General features: G+C 52.2%; 20 protein-coding genes. 8 read left to right on the plus strand and 12 right to left on the minus strand.

The window, feature by feature from the left end; genetic code table 11:
- Positions 1 to 38: 38 nt before the first annotated feature.
- From nifK to V4U88_RS10595, 5 genes are all read right to left on the minus strand, one after another.
- Positions 39 to 1,574: a nitrogenase molybdenum-iron protein subunit beta gene (gene nifK / locus V4U88_RS10575; RefSeq protein WP_334073223.1), complete on the minus strand. Its 1,536-nt coding sequence runs from the start codon at positions 1,572 to 1,574 to the stop codon at positions 39 to 41.
- On the minus strand, positions 1,571 to 3,019 hold the full coding sequence (nifD, locus tag V4U88_RS10580) for a nitrogenase molybdenum-iron protein alpha chain (RefSeq protein ID WP_334073224.1): 1,449 nt from the start codon (positions 3,017 to 3,019) through the stop codon (positions 1,571 to 1,573). Before nifD ends, nifK begins: the two co-directional genes overlap by 4 nt.
- A gap of 60 nt (positions 3,020 to 3,079) precedes the next feature.
- Entirely contained in the window at positions 3,080 to 3,952 is an 873-nt protein-coding gene (gene nifH / locus V4U88_RS10585) for a nitrogenase iron protein (protein ID WP_148450257.1), read from the minus strand.
- Positions 3,949 to 5,352: a nitrogenase cofactor biosynthesis protein NifB gene (gene nifB / locus V4U88_RS10590; protein ID WP_334073225.1), complete on the minus strand. Its 1,404-nt coding sequence runs from the start codon at positions 5,350 to 5,352 to the stop codon at positions 3,949 to 3,951. The genes nifH and nifB overlap by 4 nt, the downstream gene beginning before the upstream one ends.
- A gap of 990 nt (positions 5,353 to 6,342) precedes the next feature.
- On the minus strand, positions 6,343 to 7,371 hold the full coding sequence (locus V4U88_RS10595) for an L-rhamnose/proton symporter RhaT (protein WP_334073226.1): 1,029 nt from the start codon (positions 7,369 to 7,371) through the stop codon (positions 6,343 to 6,345).
- A gap of 155 nt (positions 7,372 to 7,526) precedes the next feature.
- Between V4U88_RS10595 and V4U88_RS10600 the strand changes: the two genes are divergently transcribed.
- The 5 genes from V4U88_RS10600 (at position 7,527) to V4U88_RS10620 (ending at position 11,568) form a co-directional block, all read left to right on the plus strand.
- On the plus strand, positions 7,527 to 8,234 hold the full coding sequence (locus V4U88_RS10600; protein ID WP_334073380.1) for a response regulator transcription factor: 708 nt from the start codon (positions 7,527 to 7,529) through the stop codon (positions 8,232 to 8,234).
- The gene (locus V4U88_RS10605; protein ID WP_334073227.1) at positions 8,231 to 9,316 is read left to right on the plus strand and encodes a sensor histidine kinase; all 1,086 of its coding nucleotides are present in this window, start codon (positions 8,231 to 8,233) and stop codon (positions 9,314 to 9,316) included. The genes V4U88_RS10600 and V4U88_RS10605 overlap by 4 nt, the downstream gene beginning before the upstream one ends.
- Before the next feature lie 71 nt (positions 9,317 to 9,387).
- A complete protein-coding gene (locus tag V4U88_RS10610; RefSeq protein ID WP_334073228.1) occupies positions 9,388 to 10,119 on the plus strand; it encodes an ABC transporter ATP-binding protein in 732 nt (243 codons plus the stop codon).
- The gene (locus V4U88_RS10615) at positions 10,116 to 10,817 is read left to right on the plus strand and encodes an ABC transporter permease (protein ID WP_334073229.1); all 702 of its coding nucleotides are present in this window, start codon (positions 10,116 to 10,118) and stop codon (positions 10,815 to 10,817) included. Before V4U88_RS10610 ends, V4U88_RS10615 begins: the two co-directional genes overlap by 4 nt.
- Before the next feature lie 13 nt (positions 10,818 to 10,830).
- Positions 10,831 to 11,568, plus strand: a complete 738-nt coding sequence (locus tag V4U88_RS10620; RefSeq protein ID WP_334073230.1) for an ABC transporter permease — start codon at positions 10,831 to 10,833, stop codon at positions 11,566 to 11,568.
- 808 nt (positions 11,569 to 12,376) lie between these two features.
- On the opposite strand, the gene V4U88_RS10625 is transcribed toward V4U88_RS10620, so the two are convergent.
- The 7 genes from V4U88_RS10625 to V4U88_RS10655 all read right to left on the minus strand — a co-directional run bounded on the left by V4U88_RS10625 (position 12,377) and on the right by V4U88_RS10655 (position 22,613).
- Positions 12,377 to 13,258, minus strand: a complete 882-nt coding sequence (locus tag V4U88_RS10625; RefSeq protein ID WP_334073231.1) for a CPBP family intramembrane glutamic endopeptidase — start codon at positions 13,256 to 13,258, stop codon at positions 12,377 to 12,379.
- Positions 13,259 to 13,326: 68 nt separating this feature from the next.
- Positions 13,327 to 15,264 (minus strand): serine hydrolase domain-containing protein, encoded by a 1,938-nt coding sequence (locus V4U88_RS10630; protein ID WP_334073232.1) that lies wholly within the window; start codon positions 15,262 to 15,264, stop codon positions 13,327 to 13,329.
- A gap of 184 nt (positions 15,265 to 15,448) precedes the next feature.
- Positions 15,449 to 17,797, minus strand: coding sequence for an ABC transporter permease (locus V4U88_RS10635; protein WP_334073233.1), 2,349 nt, complete (start codon positions 17,795 to 17,797; stop codon positions 15,449 to 15,451).
- A gap of 1 nt (position 17,798) precedes the next feature.
- Complete coding sequence (locus V4U88_RS10640; RefSeq protein WP_334073234.1) at positions 17,799 to 18,560, minus strand: ABC transporter ATP-binding protein; 762 nt, start codon at positions 18,558 to 18,560, stop codon at positions 17,799 to 17,801.
- A gap of 116 nt (positions 18,561 to 18,676) precedes the next feature.
- Positions 18,677 to 19,936, minus strand: coding sequence for a HAMP domain-containing sensor histidine kinase (locus V4U88_RS10645; protein WP_334073235.1), 1,260 nt, complete (start codon positions 19,934 to 19,936; stop codon positions 18,677 to 18,679).
- Entirely contained in the window at positions 19,933 to 20,619 is a 687-nt protein-coding gene (locus V4U88_RS10650) for a response regulator transcription factor (RefSeq protein WP_334073236.1), read from the minus strand. Before V4U88_RS10650 ends, V4U88_RS10645 begins: the two co-directional genes overlap by 4 nt.
- 188 nt (positions 20,620 to 20,807) lie before the next feature.
- Positions 20,808 to 22,613: a hybrid sensor histidine kinase/response regulator transcription factor gene (locus V4U88_RS10655; RefSeq protein WP_334073237.1), complete on the minus strand. Its 1,806-nt coding sequence runs from the start codon at positions 22,611 to 22,613 to the stop codon at positions 20,808 to 20,810.
- Between the two features lie 192 nt (positions 22,614 to 22,805).
- Here V4U88_RS10655 and V4U88_RS10660 point away from each other — a divergent pair, with 192 nt between their 5' ends.
- The 3 genes from V4U88_RS10660 to V4U88_RS10670 are packed head-to-tail and all read left to right on the plus strand — an operon-like array spanning position 22,806 to position 25,380.
- Positions 22,806 to 23,720 carry an ABC transporter ATP-binding protein gene (locus V4U88_RS10660; RefSeq protein ID WP_334073238.1) on the plus strand — a complete coding sequence of 305 codons (915 nt, stop codon included), beginning with the start codon at positions 22,806 to 22,808 and terminating at the stop codon, positions 23,718 to 23,720.
- Positions 23,717 to 24,652 carry an ABC transporter permease gene (locus V4U88_RS10665; RefSeq protein WP_334073239.1) on the plus strand — a complete coding sequence of 312 codons (936 nt, stop codon included), beginning with the start codon at positions 23,717 to 23,719 and terminating at the stop codon, positions 24,650 to 24,652. Before V4U88_RS10660 ends, V4U88_RS10665 begins: the two co-directional genes overlap by 4 nt.
- Positions 24,653 to 24,675: 23 nt before the next feature.
- Positions 24,676 to 25,380 carry a DUF4097 family beta strand repeat-containing protein gene (locus V4U88_RS10670; RefSeq protein WP_334073240.1) on the plus strand — a complete coding sequence of 235 codons (705 nt, stop codon included), beginning with the start codon at positions 24,676 to 24,678 and terminating at the stop codon, positions 25,378 to 25,380.
- Positions 25,381 to 25,704: the final 324 nt, after the last annotated feature.

Consider the following 25,704-nt stretch of genomic DNA (forward strand, 5'->3'; position numbering starts at 1 on the left):
GACTCCATGTTGGTCAAACTTGTTTGCCTAACGAACCTTTATCTCACCAAATCAAAGCCGTATTCCGGCGCACGGTCATCCAATCGCTGAAGCACCGTATTCACGATCAGACTTAGTACGTTGAGGGTTCCCTGATACCCGATGATCGGGTAGCGGTGCATATGGTGCCGGTCAAAGACCGGAAATCCCAGCCGCACCAGCGGGATATCCGCATCTTTGGCCGCGTATTTCAAGTGCGAGCTTCCGATCGCCAAATCCACCGGATCGCTGATCAGCAGAGACCGCATGTGCCATAAATCACGTCCGATATACACAGTCCCCTCTTCTCCGTACGGACTGGACGCCAGCAATTGCTCCGCTTCCTGTTGGAATTCCTTGTCCCCGTTGGTACAGACGATGTGTACCGGTTCCATCCCCACCTCCAGGCAAAAACCGATCAGTCCGAGCAGCAGATCGGGATCTCCGGCCATGGCCACCCTTTTTCCGTGCAGATAATTGTGGGAATCGGTTATGGCATCGACGATTCGCCCGCGTTCGTTGACGAGCTCCTTCGGCACCTCCAAGCCCGTGAGCCCGGAAATCGCCCGGATGAGCCGGTCCGTGGCAGAGATGCCGATCGGTGTCGGCATGGAGACGACCCGCTGCCCCCAGCCGCTTTCGATATATTCCAGACTTTTCTTTACCGCATATTTTTGCAGCGAAAGGGTTCCTACGGCCTTGGCCGCCTTCGGCACATCGGACAGTTTGGTCCCACCATAGTAATAGCTGTATTCCCCCGCCGCCGGCGAATCGAAATTGCCGCTGTGATCGCCAAGGATCGTATACCCGCCGCCAAAAAAACCGAGAATCCTCCTCAGTTCGGCAAAATTGCCGGTGTACGGTTCAAAGCCGAGCAACACATTCAATGTGGGGGAGTTCGCCTGAGGTATATCCGGGTCCCCTTCGCTGCGATCGTACAAGTAGCTCAGAATCGACTTCAACATCGCGTCATATCCCGTAATATGCGAACCGACAAAGCTTGGCGTATTCGCATAGGGAACGGGGATATCCATGGCGACCGCGCCTTCCTGCCGTGCGGTTTCGATGAAGGCGTTCAGGTCGTCGCCGATGACTTCCGCCATGCAGGTCGTGGACACGGCGATCATCCCGGGCCTATACAGCGCCATGCTGTTCTCCAGGCCTTCGATCAGGTTTCTCATGCCGCCGAACACCGCGCCGTCCTCGGTCATGGAAGAGGACACCGCCGGCACCGGCTCCTTAAAATGCCGCGACAGATGGCTGCGGAAATACGCCGTGCAGCCTTGCGAGCCGTGCAGGAAAGGCAGCGTCTTCTCGAATCCGAGCGCGGCCATCACCGCGCCGAGCGGCTGGCACGCCTTGGCCGGATTCACGACCAGGGAATTTCTCGCGAAATTTTTGTCCTTATAGGCGTCGGTTCTGGAGTAAGCGGCCGCCTCTGCCACCTCGGCCTGGGTGCATGGAGCTTCGAACGCTTTTTTCCGCTCCAGGAGGTCCTTATATTCCTCTTTTCGAAACAGATCGTTGAAATCTTGAATTTCTCGCTCCACACTCATACGCCCACCGCCTCTTCTTGCGGATGCTCCAGCAGTTTCCACACCGGGCTGTTTACGGTCATATCCATATCTCTCGCAAACACTTTAAAACCGTCGAAGCCGTGATACGGGCCGCTGTAATCCCAGGAATGCATTTGACGGAACGGGATGCCCATTTTGTGATAAACGTATTTCTCTTTGACGCCGGCTCCCATCAGATCGATGTCCAGCTTCTGAGCCAGCTCCTCCAGTTCATAAGCGGACGGATCGTCGTAAATGATCGTGCCTTCCGTTAACTCGGGAAAAGTCCGGACATAATCGTCCTTGTGGGCGAATTCATACCCGGCCGCCACGATTTCCATCCCGAGGTCCTCATAAGCTCCGATCGTATGGCGCGGACGGAGTCCGCCGATCAGGAGCATCACTTTTTTGCCTTCCAGACGAGGCCTGTATTTGCGGATGATCGCGTCCATCTGAACCTGGTATTTGGAGATCATTTTCTCGCAATTGTCGCGGATTTGATCGTCGAACCGGTCCGCGATCGCCCGCAGACTCTCGATCGTTTTGGTCGGTCCGAAGAAATTGTACTCCATCCACGGTACGCCGTACTCGCGCTCCATGGTCGTGCACATGTAGTTCATCGAACGGAAGCAATGAATCAGATTCAGCTTCGATCTATGGGCGATCGCCAGCTCGTTGAGGGACCCGTCTCCGGACCACTGGGCGATCACCCGAAGGCCCATCTCCTCCAGCAAAATCCGGGACGCCCAGGCGTCCCCGCCGATATTGTAATCGCCGATAATGCTGACATCGTAGGGCCCACTCTCCTCAAGTTCCCGGCGTCCCATCAGGAAATCGCGGATCGCATCGTTGGCGATGTGATGTCCCAGCGACTGGCTCACCCCGCGAAAGCCTTCGCAGCGGACAGGGATGATCGGAATCCCGATTTCCGCGGACATCTTTTTGGCAACCGCCTCGATGTCGTCTCCAATCAGCCCCACCGGGCATTCCGACTGGATCGAGATGCCTTTCGCCAGGGGGAACATCTCCTTGATCTCCCGGCAGATCTCCTCCAGCTTTTTGTCTCCGCCGAACACGATATCCTTCTCCTGAAAGTCGCTCGTGATTTGCATGGCCGTAAAATTGTCGATCCCAAGCGCGCCGCCGGCGTAATTCCGCCGGGTGCCCCAGCTGTATTGACCGCAGCCGACCGGTCCATGGCTGATATGAACCATGTCCTTGATCGGCCCCCACACCACGCCTTTGGAACCGGCATAAGCGCAGCCCCGGACCGTCATGACCCCCGGGCGGGATTTCATATTGGATTTGATGGCGCATTTGCCGCAGTTGATCAAATTCTCGTCATTGATTTCGTAATGCCTGCTTCGATCCTTCCTCGCCTTATCGGGATAGGCTTCCAGGATGTCGTCGATCAGGCTCTGTCTGCCGCCGAGGTCCGTACTCATCTTTTCCCCTCCCCTGTTCAGTGTGCCAATGAATTCGCATCCGGCTTCCGTTATTTCGGTTTAAACCGCTTTTTGCTGGCCGTTCAGTTTTTTGAGCTGGGTCTCTTCATCCTCGATCACGCCGAAGTTGATAAGCAGATCCTCCAGCTCCTCCATGGAAATGGGGGTCGGAATCGTCAGCATGTCATTGTGCAAAATTTTCCCCGCCAAAATTTCATATTCATTCGCCTGCGCATGCTCCGGTGCATATTGAGCCACCGTCATTCGGCGAAGCTCGGCATGCTGCACGACATTGTTCCGCGGCAGGAAATGAATCATTTGCGTGTTCAGACGCCGGGCCAGTTCCGTAATAAGCTCATCTTCCCGGTCGGTGTTCCGGCTGTTGCAGATCAACCCGCCCAGGCGAACCCCGCCGCTGTTGGCATATTTGAGAATCCCGCGGGCGATATTGTTTGCGGCGTACATGGCCATCATTTCGCCGGAGCAAACAATGTAGATTTCCTGCGCTTTATTCTCGCGGATCGGCATCGCAAACCCGCCGCAAACGACGTCGCCCAGCACGTCATAGGATACGAAATCCAGTCCGTCGTAGGCCCCTTCCTGCTCCAGAAAGTTGATCGCCGTAATAATGCCTCTGCCCGCGCAGCCTACGCCCGGCTCCGGTCCGCCGCATTCCACGCAAGCGATGTCTCCAAACCCTTGCTGCACCACATCCTCCAGCTCCAGATCTTCGACCGTCCCGCGTTCCGCGGCAAGATGGAGCACCGTTTGCTGCGCCTTCGTATTCAAAATCAACCGGGTCGAGTCCGCCTTCGGATCGCAGCCGACAATCATCGTCTTCTGGCCGAATTTGGTGGCCAGCTGGGCCAACGTGTTTTGCGAAGTCGTCGATTTACCGATGCCGCCTTTCCCGTAAAAAGCGATTTGCCTCATGTTACATCATCCTTTCGAAATAAGTTGTTTTGAAAGTAATAGCTGTATCGGCAGCTCTCGAGAATAAGCTGCTCCGCGTCCCCGCTTCGCACGATCGGCACGATGCCGGCTCGTTGCAGTTGCCTCCGGGGATGATCGCCGATGCCGGAACAGAGCAGAACCTGGCAGTCCTTCAGGATGGAGCCGATCTCCCGCAGCGTTGCTTCCTTGTCGCCGTTGCACTCCGCGCGCCCGTGACAGTAGGATTGGACTTTCCGTACGCCCAGCAGGCTGACGGTCTGCCCGTCGCTCTCGTAAACCAAAAACTCCCGGGCGTGGCCAAAATGCAAATTCACTTTCCCCGAACCTCTGGTAGCAACCGCCACTCGGATCACAAATCGCCGGGCCGCCGCAACTTCCGATATCTCCGCGGACGAACCATTGCGTTCCTCCCTCTTCAGCCGCCGCTGCCTGATCTTCTCCTCCAGTTGGGCTTGCAGTTGCTCTCTCGCTTCCAAGTTCAAGGGGGGCGCCTGCTCAATATTCTCCCGGGTGAAATCCGCGCTCCGGTCCTGGCCAAGCAAGCCGATGGCGTCGGCGCGGCACTGACGGCAGTGCCGCATGATCTTCATTCCCTCCCGACCGCAGCTCTCCTGAAGGGCATGCAGCTCCTTGGGCCGGGGAGCCCGTCGTCCCTCTTGCTCGTATTGACTGCCCGGCGCGACGATGAGCGGCGTTACATTGTGCAGGGCCGCGCCCAGCGACTTCACGGCTTTGGACACCTCCGGGAGATGGGCATCGTTGATCCCCGGGATCAATACGGAATTGATTTTGCATAATACCCCCCGCTCGCTTAAGGCTTTCAGGCCGGCTAATTGTCGGGAAATCAGCAATTCCGCGGCTTCTTTCCCTTCATACCGGACACCATTCTCTACCACCCAGGCATAAACCCCGCTGCCGATTTCGGGATCAATCGCGTTGATGGTAAGGGTCACATGCTTGATTCCTAATTCCTCGATTTCGTCCAAATGCTGAAGCAGCGTCAATCCGTTGGTGCTAAGGCACAGGTTTACGCCGGGCACGCTTGATTTGACCTTGCGGAACGTTTCAAAAGTCCGGTCCGCGTTCGCAAGCGGATCGCCGGGGCCGGCAATCCCGACGACGGATAGCTGCATCAGTTGAGCGGCAACTCCTTTAACCTTTTTGTCCGCCTGCTCCGGCGACAGCACTTCGCTTACGACGCCGGGGCGGCTCTCGTTGACACAGTCGAACTTCCGGTTGCAGTACCTGCACTGAATGTTGCAAGCCGGAGCCACGGGAAGATGCATCCGGGCGAAATAACGATGTGCTTCTTCGCTGTAACAGGGGTGGCGGCTAACTTCTTCCTTTACATCGGAGCCGCTGCATCTTCCGGATTCCACGCTTCGTCCCCTCCCTTCTCTTGTCCTCTCATTTTTCACTGATGTCAGGTTTTGGTTTATTCCCGTGTATCGAATTACTTTTATTTACATTCATAATATTTACAAGCAAATTTTACGTCAATTAACTTCCCACGATGTTTCCTCGTTTTCAGCACTAGTTTGCAATTTTGTCAATTTACATGTTATATAACATGACATATACATTACCTGGAAACGGTTGCTAATCTGGAAATGGGTGAGTCATAACTGTCGGCTAAGCCGATGGCTTCCATCAGCCCCATAAGGGCAAGGCGTACAAACCATGTTTGCAGGTAAATTAGGGCCTGATGCGGCGCTATTTTGTCGAATGCAGCTTGGCAGGTCAGGCTTTCCGGCTGGCTGGTACTAACGCCTGAGGGAAGTCTAACGGATGTAACAGCCGCTATTTAACGAAAAGTACCCCTTTCGAAATTCTAGCGGTCGTGAGCGCCGTTATTTCCCTGGATTCCTTGCCCTAACAGCCTGTTTATGCCAAATAAGCGCTGTGGCGACCGTTAGAATGGGAAATCGGCGTTTTCAGGGCAAATAACGGCTGTGGCAACCGTTAGCGTAATTTTCGTCTGCGGCGGCGGTTAGGGGAAATGGGGCGCACCGGGATGCAATTTCAGTAAGCCCGCAGGATGAGCACCGTGATCTAACGGCTGCCACAGCCGTTAGATCACGAAAAATGACTACACTTACTTATAAAAAAGAAAAGGGGCTGTCCCCAAAGGTCATAAAATGACCTGAGGACAACCCCTTTTTATCATTATCCGACGAGATCACGAAGGCTTCAAAAGAAAGTTCCGCCCCACCCAATCCTGAGTAGTCATGGCTCCGGAAGAGGAAGAAAGCAATGGATTAACCGCTGGGTTTTTTCCGCGTTTTCTTTTTGCTTCTCCGCTTCGATTTTCTTGCCTTTTTCCACTTCCTCCGGCGATGTTTTGCTAGTGGACCCCTCCGGCATAACGTTCAAGCCAAACTGTTGGAGATCCCCACGACAATCCATGACACGATCAGAATGACGTTTCCCGCCAGCAGCCATTTTTTAGGCCCGGCAAAGCCCTTCCACTCGCCGTCCTTCAACCCCCAGGCATTGCTGACGATCAAGGCCAGGCCGTTGAAGGCCAGCCAACCGACGCTGGAGCCGATCGGCCCGAGCATAACGGTAGCCTTGGCGTAAAATCCAAGGGCGAAGAACCAGACGAAAGAGGTGACAATCGCTTTGAAATAAGCTTTGCCCGAGCCTGTTTTCGTGAAATCGCGATAGGTCCGGTTTCTGATCAGCAAGTAGAGAGCGTATACGAAATTCGCCACAAAACCGCCGGATAGCGCGACAACCCAGGGAATCAAACTGGCGTTAATCTCGGGAACACCTTGCTCCGCGGCAATTTTCAGCGTCTGACTGGCATAGGAGAAACCGATATTCATCGCCGCCGAGCCTAACCCGGCGAAGGAGGCCATGAGCAGTCCTTTGGACAGCCCTCTTCCTTGCTGCCCTCCCTGTTCGGGTTGCCGCTCCGATCCCTGCGTTTTCCTACTATTGTCCCTATCCAGTCCCGCCTTCGTAATGACAACGACGCCGCCCAGCATCACAGCCATCCCGATCAATAAAAGGACAAAGGAACGGGCGGGCGGAATGTTCCCAAAGATCAGCAGCGGAATCAGCGACCCCAGGGAAGCCGAAATTCCCATGTTCACGCCGTAGGTCAAGGAAACCCCAATCGTATCGACCGCTTTGCCGAACAGAATGGAGCTGACTCCCCACAGCAGGCCGCAAAACGAAGCGAGCACCAACACCTGCACCGGGGTTTGCCGAACATAATCCATGAAGGACGGAACCTCCAGCCAGGTCCATCCGATCGGAATCAGCAAAATACCGATCACCGAAAACAAAACCCAGAAGGCTTCCCAGGAAAAGGGCTGGTATTTTTTCATGCCTAATCCGAAACTGCCCTGAAACAAGCTTGCCGCCAGCAGCAGCAAAAATCCGTAAATCACCGTATTCTCTCCCCCCGGCCTCCAACCCGAGCGCCGAAACTTTGTTTATCCGATAAATTAACTATATAGATGAAAGCGAAAAAAGACAATTAAAAAAAATCATCGAATGGTATGATAATAGTTAGAAAAAGAAACTTTCAGATGGAGTGAGTCAAGTGGAGAACGGTACCGTCCTGCTTGTGGATGACGAGCAAGGCTTGTTGGATCTGTTGGCCTTTACATTACGGAAATTCGGGATCACTAACCTGTTAACCGCAACGACGGCGCAAGGAGCGCTGGAAATCATCGCTCGCCATGATATATCCCTGATCGTCCTGGATGTGATGCTCCCGGACGGTGACGGATTTGAGGTTTGCCGGCAAATCAGAATGATTAGCGAAGCGCCTGTGCTGTTTCTGACCGCCAAGAATCAGGATATGCATAAAATTACCGGGTTTGAACTGGGGGCGGACGATTACATTACAAAGCCGTTTAACCCGACCGAAGTGGCGGCGAGAGTTCAGGTTCATTTGCGCAGAATGGTCAAGCTGCAAACGCTGTCCAAAGCGGTTTACGATTTCGGGCATTTTAAACTGAACAAGCAAAGCGGGCAATTATTCGTTCAAGGGCGGGAAGTCTCATGTGCGCCGATGGAATTTTTGTTGCTTGCTTTCTTTTGCGAGCATCCCAATTTTATTTTTACGGTGAGCGAATTATATGAAAAAGTGTGGAGGCCCTATCAGGAGGGCGATGAAAAAACGGTGGTCATTCATATCTCAAGAATTCGAAAGAAGATCGAACCCGACCCCAGACAACCGCAGTTTCTCGTCAATATGAAAGGGTTGGGGTATAAATTGGTGAAAGAAGCGAGGAATGTTCTATGACGATTGTTCGGCGCTCCATGCTGCTGTCCCTTGTATTTTTGTTGGCTTCCGTATTTATAATCTCTGTCGGCTTTGTGGCCGCTACCGTTGTCATCATTCTCTTAATGCAATATATCCCTGCGCTTCATCTGCTTGATATCAAAGTTTACCATATATTAGTTATGGTCGGGGTATTAGGCCTATATATGTATACGGCGGGCTGGTTGATCGGCAAGCCGTCACTGGCTGTAGTAGGCTGGATGAAAGGCTTGTCCGAAGGGCAGTACGATTCCCGTCTTTATGGCGAGCGGTATGCCTTTCTTTGGAAAAAACAGCAAAAGATCAGGTTTCGCTATACCCCTTTCAAAGATATGATTCTTCGCCTTCAGGAATTGACCGCCACGCTTGAGTATAACCGCCAGGAACTTGAGCAGGCCAACGAAGTAAAAGAACAATGGATTTCCGGTGTATCCCACGACATAAAAACTCCACTCTCTTACATAAAAGGATATCTGGATGTAATGGCCAGCCCGCAAGTCGAATTGGCCAAGGAGGATGAGGAGCGAATTTTCCGATTGCTGCTGCAAAAAGTGCAAGATATCGAGGGGTTGATCCGAACTTTTCAGTTCAAGCGCGGAAAGCCCCGAGTGCTGAAGACAAGAAGCGATCTTGTCCGTTTCTTGAGAGAGCTAACGCTCGATGCGGCCAACAATCCCAAATCCGCTTCCTTTCAGTTCAGCTTCGAATCCCAAGTCTCCGTTTTGCCGTACTATTTTGACTCCAAACTTTTGAAAAGAGCGGTCCAAAATATTTTGATGAATGCCGTATTGCACAACCCGCCCGAAACGAGTATCGCCGTCCAGGTGAGAGCGCATGAAGACGTTCAAATCATTGTAACCGACAACGGTGTAGGCATGTCCCCCGAAGTCATTCAACGTCTCCATCACCGCCATCCGGGCGATATTCAGGATAAGGACGAGGGAATCGGCTTGTTCGTCGTCCAAGACTTGATCGGGGAACACCGGGGAAAGCTGGAGGCCCACAGCGTCCCGAAACAGGGAACGACCGTCACGATCACACTTCCGCTCGATGCCGTCAGGTAAATTCGTTTACCTGACGTTTACTTTGTTCGCTTACTCTGTGGAAAGAATATGAACAGAGGTGAACAAAGAGAATGGCACAGTATGTCCTCGAAACAGACGCTCTATGCAAACAATTTGGCGATCATCTATCCGTAGACCAGGTTGATTTGCAAATTCCCGAAGGCTCGGTTTACGGGTTTTTGGGACCTAATGGAGCCGGCAAATCGACAACGATCAAAATGCTGCTCGGATTGGTCAAGCCCGACGGCGGAACCATGACGATTTTTGGCAAGCCTTTTCCAAAAGCGCGGATTGAAATTCTAAAGCAGATCGGATCGCTGGTTGAATCTCCATCTTATTACGGGCATTTATCGGGATACAAAAACATGAAAATCGCAGCCACTTTGCTGGGAGTCTCGGAGTCACGCATTACGGAGGCGCTGGAATTGGTCCGTTTAACGGATCAGGCCAACAAAGCGGTCCGCAAATACTCGCTGGGCATGAAACAGAGACTCGCCATTGCGATGGCGATCCTCCACCGCCCCAAATTACTGATTCTCGACGAGCCGACCAACGGCTTGGACCCTTCGGGCATACAGGAGATCCGCAGTTTGATCAGCGCCATGCCAAAAATGTACGGCATGACCGTATTGGTGTCGAGCCATCTATTGTATGAAATTGAACAGGTCGCGGATCATGTGGGAATCATCAATGAAGGAAAACTTATTTATCAAGGAACACTATCCTCCCTAAGGAAACAAGGCGGGGATCGATCGCTGGAACAAATCTTCCTCGGCATGACCGGTATGGGGAGAAGTTTATGATCAAGCTGATTCGCACGGAATGGATGAAATTGAGAACGTTTTGTCTCGTGCTGCCGGTTATCGCGGCGGTTTTGCTGCTGGGGGTGATAAGCGCATTCTGGTACATGAATTTCCGGGAAGCGCCCGGCGGTGCATACGCCACGATGTCCGTGATGTACTTTTTTCTTTCTTTTACCCTTATGCTTAGCGTTACATTGATTACCAGCGTCATGGCGTCTACGGAGCATGAGACGAAAGTCTGGAACCGGATGTGCACGATTCCTGTACCGAAGCCAAAAATTTACTTAAGCAAATGGATCGTCACTTGCCTGCTACTGCTCATTGAAGTATTGCTGATTATCGCGGGAACGATCGTGCTTTGGAAGCTGCTATTCCATGAACCGGCACCGTTCGAAATCATCATCAAGCAGCCACTCTATTGTTACTTGGCCGTATTTGCCTTTATCTCCATTCAAACGTGGCTATCCATTCTGTTTGCCAACCAATCGATTGCGATAGGGGCGGGAGCCGCCGGTTCCATGGCGAGCTTGTTTCTGGCACGTTCGACTTTTCCTGTCCTCCATTATATGCCGTGGACTTACCCGGCGCTATCCACCCCTCTAATCCCCGGGCATATGCAATGGATCTTTACCGGTGTAGCTGTAGGACTGGTTTTGCTGGCGGCAGGATGTTGGCACTTTAACAGGAAAGACTGGTAGGAGGAAAATAGAAATGAAAAGACTACTTACCGCAGAATTCATAAAAATTCAATGGGGGCTGATCGCCGTCCTTATTCTCATCGCCATGATTGCGGATGTATCATTAGCTAGCAGCAATTGGGGCATGCTTTCCGCGGTTTACGAACCGAGTTGGCCGAATTACCTGATGTATATCATAAACCTGCATACGGCGTTTTTCTTTCCGCTGTTATCCGGGACCATCGCGGGTCTGATCTGCATGTACGAGCATAGGTCGGGGGGATGGAAGCAGTTGCTTGCCACACCTTACTCCCGTTCCAGCATCTATTCGGCCAAATACGCCGTGTTGCTCTGCATGCTGGCGATTATACAGGTGTTATTCATCGCGGCGGAGATCGGCAGCGGCATGGTTGCCGGTGTTGAAGGCAGCATCGATTGGCTATTCGTGGTGTCTAGCGCCGTGTTGGGCTGGATCGGCATTCTGCCGTTTGCCGCCATCCAGTTATGGTTCTCCACCCGGTTTAAAAACTTCGGCATCGCTTTCAGCATCAATGTCGTCTGCGTCCTGCTGAACATCGTGTTCTCCGGCCTCCCGTCAACGCTCGGCATGTGGTTTCCGTTTGTTTTGCCCTTCTATACCATGATGCCGCAAGGCACCCCTTTCTCGCCGAGAGTTCAGGAATGGAGCTTATATGCGATGGTAGGCATCAGCTTTGTCTTTTATTTCTTACTGGGTAAGTATATGTTCCGGAGGAAATCGTTGGCGGCGTGAAGCTTGATTGTCTGCGTTCCTACCTGCCGCCGAACCATTCTATCAAATAAGTTGCTCCAGCGAACTCATCGCCTCCTATCCGTAGACTCCAGCTATGGGGAGGATCGGTGCGGCTGACTACGAGATTTGGGAGACAGATGGCTTAAAATCCAATTAACGGGAGTTCTCCCGTTAATTTTGCTTGTTTCGCGCAAACGTTACCCTTTAACCGGAAATGCTCCTGCTAATTCCGCCCAAAAGGGCGAAAGAAGCCGCAGTGCCGAGGATTAGCTGGAGGTTTTCCTGCTATATAGGTTGAACTAAAGAATTGGCGTTGGCAAGGATGTGAAATGGTTTCGGAGATAGGTTGCCAACATTTACAATTGTAGATATAAAGCGCCACCGTTGGAGTCTACGCATAAATTAACGGGAAAACCTCCCGTTAATGGACCGCTCTTGGCCCTGGAGCCGGAATTAGCTGGAAAAGCTCCATCTATTTCGTGGCCCAATGGCCGATATACACAATTTCAGGCGAATTAACGGGAGATTTTCCAGCTAATTCGCCTCTGCAGCCATATACGCACCAAATTAACAGGAAGAATTCCCTTTAATTCGAACCAAACCATGAGTTGTAGACCCAGAGTGTGAAAAGAACCCTTTACACGGCTGTCTAATATACAATTCAATAGTTCAACCCATATAATTACAGACCGCGGGCGGCAATATCCAAATACCGGGAGTTTATCCCGTTCATTTGTATGGAGGAGGCCGGTTACTCCGACGGACTCGTCGCCCCATCTTGGTAAACCCCGTTAAAGGAAAACAATCATCACAATGGACTATGGTACCGTGGATCATCGACTGCCTCTTTGCGACCGCTAGTCTTCTTGCGGCTTGCAATTAACATCGCCGCACAAGCCAGCCCAAGCACCAGCGTTGTAACGGCGCTTCCCTCCAGGCCAAAGCCGCCCCCGCTGAGCCAGCTTGCTCCCTGCAATTCCAGGGTATAGATGCCGTCAACCGGATGCCCGCTGACCGGAACGCCAAATATATAACCCTGAAACAAATTCCACGCCGCGTGGAGAGCGATGGCGAAGTAAAGATTCCCCGTCAAGATCGTCATCCCCGAGAAAATCAGCGACACGAGCACGATGTTAAGCGCACTGATCCAGGTGAAACCGCCGTTCATCATATGCCCGAGCGAGAATCCGGCTGCTATGATTATCATAGCCCAGAAGGGAGACAAACGGCTGGAGAGGAGCTGTTGAATGTACCCCCTGCAGAGAACCTCTTCGGAAATCCCCGCCAGGATGGAGACGATGAACAAATCAACGGGATCGATCCGTCCCCATTGCGGATGCAGCCAACCTCCTTGCAAACTTGCGATGTCCAATGCCAGCAGAATCACGACGACGGTATTCAGCAGCAATGCTCCGCTTAAGAAACCGCCGGATAACCTTTTGCCGTCCGGGCGGACAAGCCCGATCGAAGCGAGCGGCATTTTACGAACAACTTTGACGACAAACCCGACAACAAGCAGGATATACAAGCCAAGCCCATTAAATAGGCGCGCCCATCCGTCTCCGGAATCCGTCCACAGTGACATACCGAGCAAACAGATCCTCTTCAACACAAACATGGCCGCGATCACCAGCAAGATTTCCCATCCCGCGCGCAATTGTTTGGACTTGTTTTTAAAAATAAACCGCATCGTCTGGCGACCTTCTTCCTAATAAATTTCACTTTCTTGAGAAGCCACTACGCATAGTCTGCAACGCCTTACGGGATGAAGTGGAAGAAGTGCCAATCGGCCAGCAGCAGGGCAAAGCCGGTGAACAGCACGCCCGTGGCGATCCGCCCCCATTTCCGCCATTTGGATTGCGGTACACTTCTGCTTTTAACCAGGGAGAACACATACAATCCCGCGGCAAGCAAGCTCAGCACCCAATTTAGGGCAACGCCAAAATTCATCTGGCCTACCGTCACGTTTTCGTTGATCATGGCATTCACCAGCAAATAGAGAATGTTGACTACGAGAAGTGTCCCGCACAGGACAGCGGCCGCTAGCAAACGACTACCTGCCAATCTTGCCGATGCGGACGAAGCGCCTTTTCTTTTACGCAGAAGCCAGCGAATCAGCAGAACCAATGGAGCCAGCAAAAAGAATACGACAGCAAGGATGGCCAACGCCAAATAGCTAATCAGCGCGGGAAGCGAACGGCTTCCCTTGAGCGGCAATATATCCGTAGCAATCCCTTTGCTTAAGCGCACCACTTCTCCGTCCGAAATTTCCGCATACAGCACCGGGGCCAATCTTTCAAATCTCGGATTGTCGGACTTGGCGAACTTGTATACATTGGGACTTGTTTGTTTAAGCTCGCCCGACATGCCCATCACACTCAGCGTAAGATCATGCTCCCCTTTTGCTTCCACCTTGATCAACCCCAGATAGTTGGTAACCTCGTGATATGTGGAGTAGGTACCGCCCGATTGAACGTAGTATCCGGCCAACTCGCCGGACGGTGACAAATCGGCCGCCGGGACCGGTCCCTCGGCTTCCTTCGTCTTGTCCTGAACCAGCAGATTAATGATGCCGGAGGTGAGCTTCTGCTCGATTTCCGTGTTCGTCAAGACAACGATGCCAAGCCGCTCCGCGGGAACGATCGCGAAATTGCCGGAAAATCCCTTCACATTCCCGCTGTGTCCAACGGCATGGGGCTCTGCCCGGTATTCCCAGAATCCGTGCGCATTGGACAGAATCTCCCCGTTCGGCGTATAACTCCGGGATAGCATCGTCCGCACGGTCTCCGGCCGGGCGAACAGCGGACTGTTCTCGGCATACAGCGCCATGGCGAACCGGGCCAGATCTTCCGCCGTTCCTTCCATAGCTCCCGCCGGATACATGGGAACATAATAGTGAGCTCTCGTTTCGAAGCCCCCCTCCTGTTTCACCGCGTAACCCATAGCCTCCGCCTCCCGCAAATCCCGGTGATCCGCCAGGGTAGGATGCCCGGAGGTGCGGTTCATTCCCAGAGGCTTCAGAATGTGGTTCATTTCGTAGTCGGAAAAAGATTCCCCGCTCACCTTCTCCACCGCCAGACCGGCCAGTGCCGTGGCAAAGTTGGAATAGGCGATCACCTGTCCGGGTTCATAGATTTGTTCGGGCTGATTTGACAGCAGCGTCTCTTCCAGCGAGGTCAAGTTCTCCGCCGACAGCGTAAATGTACTGAGCGGATGCTGCTCATAACCGGCCGTATGGCTCATAATGTCCAGCATTGTGATCGGCTTGTCGTAACGCAGCTGCTCCGCGACCTTTTTGGGAAAATACGCCCGGATATCTTGATCCAGCCGCATCTTGCCCGCTTCCACCATCTGCATCACAGACGTCCAGACGAACGCTTTGTTGATGGAGCCGTAGGCAAACACGGTAGCGGAGGGATCAACGGCCGCCTTGCGCTTCATATCGGCATAGCCGTACCCTTTGGAGAAAATAATCTTGTCGCCCTTGGTGACCACAACCGCGGCGCCGGGAGTGGACTTTCCGATATGGGAGTTTACAAAGCTGTCGATCTCTTCCCCCAGCCGGCTATAGGGTATCCCCGAAGGGGTTTCCCCTGTTGCGGCGGTATTCGCCGCATAGGCCCGGACCGATAAGACAGTGAAAAGCAGTACACTTATCAGAAATACAAAAGCAGGCTTTCGTATTCTCATATTCATATGGTTGTGCTCCTTCCTTCTTACAGAGGCTACATATTTATTATTCAAAGATATAACAGATGTTTTATAACTATAATATATATTGGGTTGGCCCGCGGACTTCCGCAGCTTATGGATTCGAGGCACGACGTAACTCATCCTCGCAGCCCATCTTTGTTTTTTCAACCCATAAGCTGCCGTCCGGTTACTCCGTAATTAATACATACGGGCTGACCTCTTTGATTCTGCGCGCCACAAAAAGCGACACAACATAGGAAAAGGCTATAATGGCTGTGCATAACGCTACAACAGGCGGCATCGGGACAATAAAGCGGACTTTGGAGATCCCCGCGTCCGCGAGCAGGAATTCCAATATGGCATTGGTATACAGGGCGCCGAGCGCGCCCCCCGCCATGACGCCGGCTGCGGTTACCGGAATGATGCTTAGTGTAACTTGGGTCATCAGTTGGAATGAGGTGTAACCTGCCACTTTCAGAATGCCCATTTCTCTTCGCCGCTTCAGAATGGACGTCCTGATGACAAGATAGAGAACCAGGACAACCACCAGCATCGATATGGACAGAATCACGGTCATCACGGCCCATAATGCCGAGCCATATACTTGCGTTCCGCTTTCCTTTGATGCATTCACATCGGTTACGGAACGGATCAGATCTCCATACCCCGCTTTAACCTCCTGCGTGAAAACCGATTTGCCCATTCCTTGCAGGTAAACATTAATGGACATCCCCGTATGTCCAGGGATCAGATGGTTGAGGCCCGACAGGGTTAATGACGCTCCCTTTCCTTCCGCACTGAACGATTGGTTCAGCCCCGTAATCAGAAAAAGATAAGCTCCGTTTCCGGCTTCCACCCTTACGGAATCCCCGATCGTTTTGCCCAGCAGCCCGGCCAGCCTGCCGCTAATGGCGATCTCATTGTCATATAGCGGATAACGACCTTCGTAAACCGTTTGGTTGTCCCGTGTTTCGAACTCATCGGAAATTTCCGTACTTACGATTTGACCATGGACTACCGTCGGAATCGACGCCGTTAAATTAGCCTTGCCCACCCCATCCATCCGCCGGATCGCCGTCAGCAATTGCAAACTGTCTTGGCCGGACTGGACCTGAATACCGACATCAGGCGTTTCCGAACCGAGCATTTGGAACAGGGCCGCTTTATCCCAGGCCATGTTGTAATACAGCACCACCGAGAAAACCGAAGCAAAAGTGACTGCGGCTATAATGCACCCGAGCAGCAGATTTTGCCGGCCGCTCGCGAGCATCGTTTTGCAGGCAAGCAGCCCATGCAGGCTGCCTTTGGTACGGTCCAGCGGAACATAATTGCGTTTGAAATTATGGGACTTGATCCCGCCCCGCAACGCATCGACAGGATGGATCCCGCAGATGCGGACTGCGGACAGGAACGCCACTGCAAATACCGGTAAAGTCACCGACCCGACACAGGCCAGAGCGGAGCCCGCATGCGCGCTTCCGTTCCATACCAGCCCCGCCAAAGCGGAGACCGCTTTCCCGTATGCGGACATAACCGCGCAGGAGACGGCGACACCTGCGATGCTGGCCGCGAAGGCATGCAATACATACGGTACAAAAAAGGATAATACAATCTGCAGATTAGTGTAGCCCATCGCTTTGAGGACGCCCATGTGGATCATCCCCTCTTCGATACGGTCCGCAATGCGGAATTTGATGACCAAAAGTGACACCAGCATAAGGACTGCCGCAAATGCGACCAGCATCATCGAGACAAAATAAACGACGAATGCCCCGCCGTCCTCGGCCATTTGCGTATTCGCGGCCCAAAAACCGGGGATTACAGTCTCGTTTGACCGGGGGAACGCTTTGTAATAATCCATTAACAACGTGCCCGATCGCTTGCTGTCCGTTAAGATGGCGGACATCAGCGTTCCCTGGACTGCGGGCCCCAAGTCGTTGGACAACTGTCGGAAGCTCGCTTGCGGCAAATAAAATTTCATCATATCCAGCTTCGGAGTGCCCATTAAAGTCGACTCAAAAAATCCGGCGACACGATAGCTATACTGTTTATCCCGATAAGTAATCGGAAAGCTGTCCCCCAGTTCGTAACCGCCCCGCACTTTCAGAGTATAAGGAATATAGATCCCTCCTCCCGTATCGGCAGGGGCCGCCTCAATCAGCTTTACCGGAGCGATGTTTCGGGCAGCATCCGCATCAAGCACCATGGTATGAATGCCAAAACCCGAATCATTCTTATAGAAAGGAATCGTCGAGGCGGACAGCAGAATCACCTGCTCCGTCTCCAGCTCCCTTACGCCCGGATAGGATGCCAGAAAATCCCGGTAAGCCGGCTTGCAGCTTGCGCTGTCCATCGCAATGCCGACATGCGGATCGTGCAGCTCACGCACCTTGTCCGCGTAAAAAGTGTCCATGTCGGACACGGTGGTCAGGCCGAGGTTCAACAGGATCCCGGCCATCATGAGCAGGATGAACAGGAAGACGGCTGCACTTTTGGATTTTTTGAGATGGGCGGCGGACAGATTCAACGCGTTCAACTCACCATCCCATTTCGGCCAAAAATGCCTTCAGCCTCTCCCGGCGGTCCCCACCCTGCTCGTTCTGAAATGCCCCCAACGCCAAGTCACCGTAAATGCTGCCGTCGCGCAGATAAAGGATGCGATTGCCCCGCAAAGCCGTGTTCAGATCATGCGTGACCAGCACGATGCTCTGTCCGTCACGGTTCATCTCCGACATCACATCCATCACGCTGTCGCCGGACGCGGAATTGAGGGCGCCTGTAGGCTCATCAGCGAACACGAGGCTCGGGCTGTTTATAAAGGCGCGGACAATGCCGACTCGCTGGGCCTCGCCGCCGGACAACTGGGAGGGGAATTTGCCCCATGAGGATGCGGGCAATCCCACTTGGGTGAACAGTTGCTCCGCTTTAGCCGTGACGGACCGCCGGTTTCGGTTCACCAGCAACCCGTTCGCCAGCACGTTATCCATCACGCTCATATTGTCCAGCAGGTAGGTTTGCTGAAACACAAATCCGCAATGGGTCCGGCGAAAAACGGCAAGCCGGCTCTCGCTGTACCGCGTAATATTTTCCCCATCAAAATAAATTTCGCCCAGGGTTGGCTTGTCCATGCCGGAAAGCGCATAAAGCAATGTCGATTTACCGGAGCCGGAGCTCCCCATAATAATCGTAAAGTCTCCTTCCAGCAGATCGAGGTCCAGATTTTTGAGCACATGCTGTTGATTGCCGCCGGTGGAGAAGGTTTTGCATAGTTTCTCCGTTCTCAATAGCGTATTTGGCACGAAACGATCATTCCCTTGTTCTACGAATTGCGCAATCGGGTGTCCGCCATATTTCTATCCTACAAGATCAATTCTTAGTTAATCTTTGTCCAATCCTTAACCATTCCTTAAATCGGTCAGGCTAGCTTAATTCTTAAGGTCACAGTAAAACCGTCGGCACGGTTATGACACTCGATATCCCCTTGCATGCTCCGCATCAAATATCGGGAAATGAATAACCCAAGCCCCGCCCCGTTCTGGCCTTCAATATTGCTGCCGCGGTAAAATTTGTTGAACAGAAGCGGCAGCTCCTCCGGGTTAACGCCTTTCCCGTAATCCATAATCTCGATTTGCAGGTGGGTGCGAAGAATGCAAGCTCCGATTTTGACCGTGGTGCCCGCATATTTGTAAGCGTTGCTCAGAACATTGTCGAAGACTTGCTGCAAACGCATGGAATCCGCCAAAATAAGGCATCCCGGGATGGGGCCGCATACGATCCGGTCATCGTAATTTACGTTCCTGATCATTTCTTGCAGGATCAGACTATGTTCCTCGGTGACATTCACCTTCAACTCCTGCAATTCCTCCAGAGTCGCATGGAACATATCCGTAACCAGCAGGTTGATCTGCTCAGCCTTGGAGTGGATCATGTCCAGCTGGTTTTTCGTCTTCTCATCGTTTGTGCGCACCAACATCAGTTCACTGATCGCCTTGATGGACGAGACCGGCGTTTTGATGTCGTGGCTCAAACCGGCCACAAGCTCTTTCTTGCTGCGGTTGGCTTCATATTCGCTCTGCCGCGCCGCCGCCAGTTCCTCCCGCATAATATCGAAACTTTCGGTGAACGCGCCGAACGGATTATTTTTATCCATTTGAAGGGGAAAATCCAGGTTGCCGCGGGCCACATTCAAAGCGAATTTCTGCAACTTTCGGAACGGCCGGAAAATGGTGCGGTTCAGAAACAGGACATAAAGCACGCACAGTACTGCCAATACCGCAAAAGTCGTCAGCACTATAGTCACCCATTGCCTTTTGCTGCGCCGGACGGTTTGCCCATAATTATCCCGGATAATCAGTTTTCCCGCCGGCTGCCCCGCAACCGTCACATCAAGCACCGCATCCCTGTTCCTGACGGCATCATTTACGGTTTCGGGCAGTCCGCCAGTCGACCGGTAGCGCACCTTCCCGCGCTGGTCGAGCACGACAAATTGCAGTGGGATGCCGCTGTAATCGCCTGCCCCTATCTCGCCCCAGTGGCTTTCCACCGTCTTCAGCAACCGGTTCGCCATCACGATATCAAGCCTGGGGTCGACTTCATTATCAATCGCCCGGAGCGATAGCATGAAGCCGAGGAGCCATACCGCAAGCAGCGTCAGAAGCATCCCCTTTATTCTCATCGCTCGCCGTCCTCCAGCACATATCCCGTGCCCCACACCGTTTTGATGTACTGGGGACGGTTCGGATCATCCTCGATTTTTTCGCGTAAATGCCGGATATGCACATTCAGGGTTCCGTCCCCGGTAAACGTGTCGCCCCATACCTTGGCGAACAGCTCTTCCTTGGGCACTACCCGGTTTTTATGCTGCGCCAAATAGCAGAGCAAGCGGTACTCCAGCGCTTTGAATTTGACCTCCTCACCGTTCACCCGCACCCGGTAAAGCGCCAAGTCGATCCGCACCTGTCCAAATTCGAGCAGGTTCGCTGAGGGACGCTGTTTTCCGTAACGTCGGAGCACGGTTTTGACCTTGGCCAGCAGAACGCTTAGCGTATAGGGCTTTTGGATGTAATCGTCGCCGCCGATGTTCAGGGCGATCAGTACATCGTCATCACTGGAGCGGGCGCTGATAAACAGGATCGGGATATCCAGCGTCTGCCGCAATTTTTTGCACAGATCAAACCCCGAACTCCCGTCAAGATTGATATCCAGAAGGATCAGCGAGGTGTCATGCTCCCGCAGGAACCGTTCGCACGCCTCCGCGCTGGTCACGCAGGCCGATTTAACCTCAAACATATTGAAATACTCGCATGTTGTCTCCGCAAGCACACGCTCGTCATCCACAATTAAGCAGTCATAGTTCATGTTTATTCTCCATGATTCGCCAGAATTTGAATAACACCATCCCCTTAAGATAGCATGAAACAAGGCTGAGCGGAAATGTTACCCGGCACTCCGGCCTGACGGCGTCCTTTGGCTGACGTGACTTCAACGTTCGAGCATTGGAAGGGATGGGCAATAAAAAAAGCTCTCAAGAAGCGAATATCCGCCTCTTAAGAGCTTTTTGTGCCTAACTGTTCCTTTTTGGCTTTCGCAATGGCCGTGTCGCGGTCGCTCACTTGCAGCTTTAAATAGATCGCTGAAATATAATTGCGGATCGTCCCCTCCGATAAATGCAGCTTCTCGGCAATAGCCTTGTTTCGTTTCCCATCCGTCAAGCACTGGAGAATATCCAGTTCCCGCTCGGTTAATCCGTAGGGATTTGCCGCACTTTTCTCCGTCTGCTGTTGAAAAAGCTGTTGTGCGACATGTGGCGAAATCATTGTCCCCCCGCTATAAACCAGCCTGATCGTTGCCGCGAGTTCCTTCGGATGAATCGACTTGAGCAGGTAACCCTCCGCCCCCAGGCGAAGCGACTCTGCCGCAACATCAACCTCGTCCAGCGTAGTCATCATGATTACCCGGACACCCGGCCAGGCTTCCTTCACTTTCTTGGTTGTTTGGAGGCCATCCATTTCAGGCATATGTATATCCATGAGAATGAGGTCCGGCAACTCCCGCTCGCAGGTTTCCATTGCCTGCTTCCCGTCACCGGCAACGCGCACACGCATGTCCTTTTCTTCGCCAAGCAGCAATCTCAGGCTTTCACGAACCAGCAAGTGGTCATCCACAATCAGGACTTTGATTTGCTCGGTCCCCTCATTCGTCCGGTTAGGAACCGTGCAGGTAACAAGTGTACCCTGTTCTTCACTGGAGTGAATATACAGATTCCCTTGCAGAGCGGTCAGGCGATCCTTCATCGCGGTCAGGCCGAATCCATATTGAAGCTGCGAATTTCCCGCACCGTTATCCTGAATCTGCAGCATGAGACAGGCCATGTCATATTGGAGCGTTACTTCAATCCGGCTGGCCCGGCCGTGGCGGCTGGCATTGGTCAGGGATTCCTGAAGGCAACGATACAGGACCAGCTTGGCCTGCTTCATCACGGGATACGGATGTCCCATCGTCCGAAAAAACACACGAATTCCTGTACTCGTTTTGAATTCTTCAATCATTCGCATCAGAGCCTGATCCATCGGCACCGATTCCTCCAGGGGGTCCATCCGGTGCACTTGACGACGTATATCATCCAGCCCGTTTCTGGCCAAGCCCAGCAGTGCCTCAAGCTTCTCTTCGCCCTCCGGAGATTGAATTTGAGGCCGCAACGACTCCATGCCCAGAATCAACGAGGTGTAACTATGCCCGATCGTATCGTGCAGCTCCCGAGCCAAACGGTAACGTTCCTCCAGCAGCGTCATCTTTTCGATTTGGGAAGAGTATTGCTCAAGAATCGTATACTGTTCTTTTACAATGGCGAGTTTGTTGCTGATGTTGTCTATAGCGGCAGCACCTTTTTGCAAGGCAAAACCGACGCCGTAAAGGACCAGCGCGTCCGCTACACTTTGTCCCCAGAAAGGCCGCTGTAACGGAAGCATACTACCGGGGGCCACCGCACTCAGGACAAATATGCCCACGGCTAACGGCAAGGCTAGAGCATGGGCTCTCCCGCGGCTGTAAAACCCCAGCATGAGAAGAACGGGGAGAAACAAGCGAAGCAAACCGAAGCTATACGCCAGCAGGACCGATGCTCCACCAGCTATGATTAGCGCGGCTGCAAGATAATACCGATACTTGTAATGCACCAAGAAGAACGGCAGCAAATGGCACAACAAGAGTACGGGCAATATGATTCCCAACGGAAAAGCGGGCTGATCCTGATACATAAATATCAAGACGGCGGTAACCCACACGCCGTGAATACACAACAAGGTCCAATCTGGCCAGGACCATTTCCCGTTGATTTGAAAACGTTCAAACATATAATAAGTCCCCTGTCATGGTCGAATAAAACCTGTCAGTTTAGCTCTACTGGTATTGTCACGGAAGGTTGTGACAGTTTGTAACTGGTCAATATGACAGCCCGTTCAGTAGGATGTACTCATGAATAGCGCGATCCACAATGAATGAATTATAGCCTATTCCATGCGATAAAACAAAGGGAGTGTGCTAGGGTGCCCGTATTACAAATTGATCATCTCACCAAAAAAATCGGCAAGAAAACCATTGTAGATGGCGTCAGCCTTACCTTGAACAAAGGGGAAATCCTCGGCTTATTGGGGCCGAACGGCGCTGGCAAAACAACCACAATCCGCATGATTGTCGGCCTGATGAGCAAGTCGTCGGGAAACATCCTCATTAATGGAGTCGATACGCAAACCGATCGTGAAAAGGCGATGAAGAGCATCGGTGTCATTGTCGAGAACCCGGATCTTTACAAATATTTATCGGGATATGACAACCTGATTCATTTTGCGAGAATGAGCAAAGGGGTTACAGAACAACGAATCAAGGACATCATCGCTCTGATCGGTCTGGAGCATAGCATTCATGAGAAGGTAGGCACCTATTCGCTGGGGATGCGCCAGCGCTTGGGACTGGGCGTCTCCCTTATCCACCGCCCCTCCCTGCTCCTGCTGGACGAACCTACAAACGGTCTGGATCCGGCGGGGATTCGCGAGCTTAGAGAGCATCTGATCCATCTGGCCCGTCAGGAAGGAGTGGGCATTATGATATCCAGCCACCTGATGTCGGAAATGGAGCTGATGTGCGACCGAGTGGCCGTACTTCAGCAGGGCAAATTGATCGGCATTCGCGACTTGTCGGAGGTAGAGCAGGCGGGCGATTTTAAAGTTCAATTTGAAGTTGACCGGCCCGAGGCAGCAGTCCAAATTCTTCAGGCCTTGACCGTGGGTCAAGAAATTTTAAGGGACAGTGACCACATCGTCCTGCGCATGGCAAAATCCAGGATACCGGAATTTACGCAAAAATTGATCGGGGCAGGGATCCAAGTGTATGGCGTCAATACACTTAAGCCATCTTTGGAGGATACGTTTATGGCGATGACGGAAGGAGAACGACAAAAATGATCAACCTGATTCGAAATGAGAATATGAAAATATTCAAAAGAAAACGGAACTGGATTTTAATCGGCATTGTCATTTTGTTCATCATTATTCAATTCGTAAACCTGAAATCCTCCGACAACGTCCTTGTTGAGGAAGATTGGCGGACAAAATTGGAACAGGAAATTGCTTTTCTCAAGCTTGATATGAGCAAGCCGGACGCTTTACCCATTGAAATCAAGCAGGCGGAGAAAAGCATCCTGCTGAACCAGTATCATCTGGATACGGGCTTGCCCCCTTCCACAAGCACCTGGAGTTTTGCCGTAGACCAGGCCGGAAATTTGATCATCGCCATCTCGTTCATTTCCGTCATCATTGCCGGGGAAATCGTGGCCGCCGAATTTATCAGCGGTACCATCAAGTTATTGTTGACGCGATCCGCAAGCAGGACCCAAATCTATCTCTCCAAGTATATCGCCTCCATCCTTTTTGGACTGGTATTGTTGCTCATCGGAGCGGTGATCTCCGTTGTCCTTGGAGGCGTTGTGCTCGGTTTTCAGGGATTGGGCGGTTCGTACCTCTATGTGCAAAATGGCGCTGTCGAGCAAACGACCGTCATCAAGGCCTTATTCGAAGCATACTTCCTGCATATCCCGTTTTTACTGCTGACCGTTACTTTAGCGTTTATGATATCCGCGGCTTTCAAAAGCTCAACCTTTTCCATTGTCATATCCTTGCTTGTTGCTGTAGCGGGTTTTGTCATTGCCACGGCGATGAGCGGCTGGGGATGGACCCGATACTTTGTATTTTCGCATACGAATCTCACCCAATATGTTCTCGGCGACCCCTCCGTAACAGGCATCACCTTCGGGTTTTCGGTCGGGTTTATTCTGCTCCATCTTCTTGTTATGCACTTGATCTCTTACCCTGCTTTTGTCAAGCGTGATGTGGTTTAAAACAAATTCATCCGGAGGTTATTATGAAAAAGATACTTTACTCGCTGCTTATCGCCGCCTTGTTTCTGCTGTCCGCCTGCCAATCAACGAGCGAGACGACGACCGACAGCAAAGAACTGAAGTTGGATGCGGCCTCGCTGGAATCGCTAATTATCGACCATCGGAACGGCGATATCGAAATCACCGGAGATCCCCGGAGCGAGACCATTCAGGTCGCTGCCGAGATTAGCCATTCCGGAAATATCGATCCGAACAAACTTCAGTTACAACTGGAAGAACGCGATGGGGAAGCGCACTTGATGGCATTTTTCAAGGGACAGTTTTTGGCCAGCGGGAAGGGGACGGTCGGTCTAAAGGTAATTATTCCTGCCGCTCTATCGGTTGAAATCCAATCGCATCAAGACGGTTCGATCCAAATCGCCGATCTTGCATCCGCCGTCAAGATTGATAATGTTAACGGAAACATCGATGTCAAAAACATCGGAAAAGATGTCACTATCCACAATCGCGACGGTAACATAAATATTAGCAACGCGGCGGCTAATCTATATATCGACAACGTGAATGGAGCAATAACCGCGGAACAGATCGGCGGCTCCGCGATCGTCGACGTGGGTGACGGCAAACTCGACATCGACCAGGTTGACGGCGATGTCACTGTTAAACAATCCGGAAGTGGGGAAGTCCAAGTCGGCAATGTAAAGGGAAGTGTTAACCAGAAGCGGTAGTCGGCCGGGTCTTGGGGCTTGGACCTTCGGAGGAAGGTTCAAGCCCTGTTCTGGCGTCTGTATTTTAAAGGGGTCCTGCCGATCACCCGCAGTATCGTATGCAATGATTACGCCTTTTGATTTGTATTCCTCGTAAATTTTAACTACCATCGTAATCGGTGTAACAGTAATGTTTCTACTCTGTCCTTAATCTTGTCGATCAGTTCTCTCTATGGTATTATTTATGTAACAAGACCAAGTGCTGCGAACACTTGGCCTCGACAATTGGCTTGGATGGGGATTCCCCTCTGAGTATTCAAAAGGCAAAAACCCACCTTCGGCGTG

Source organism: Paenibacillus sp. A14 (assembly GCF_036864815.1).
Lineage (GTDB): Bacteria > Bacillota > Bacilli > Paenibacillales > Paenibacillaceae > Fontibacillus > Fontibacillus sanfengchensis.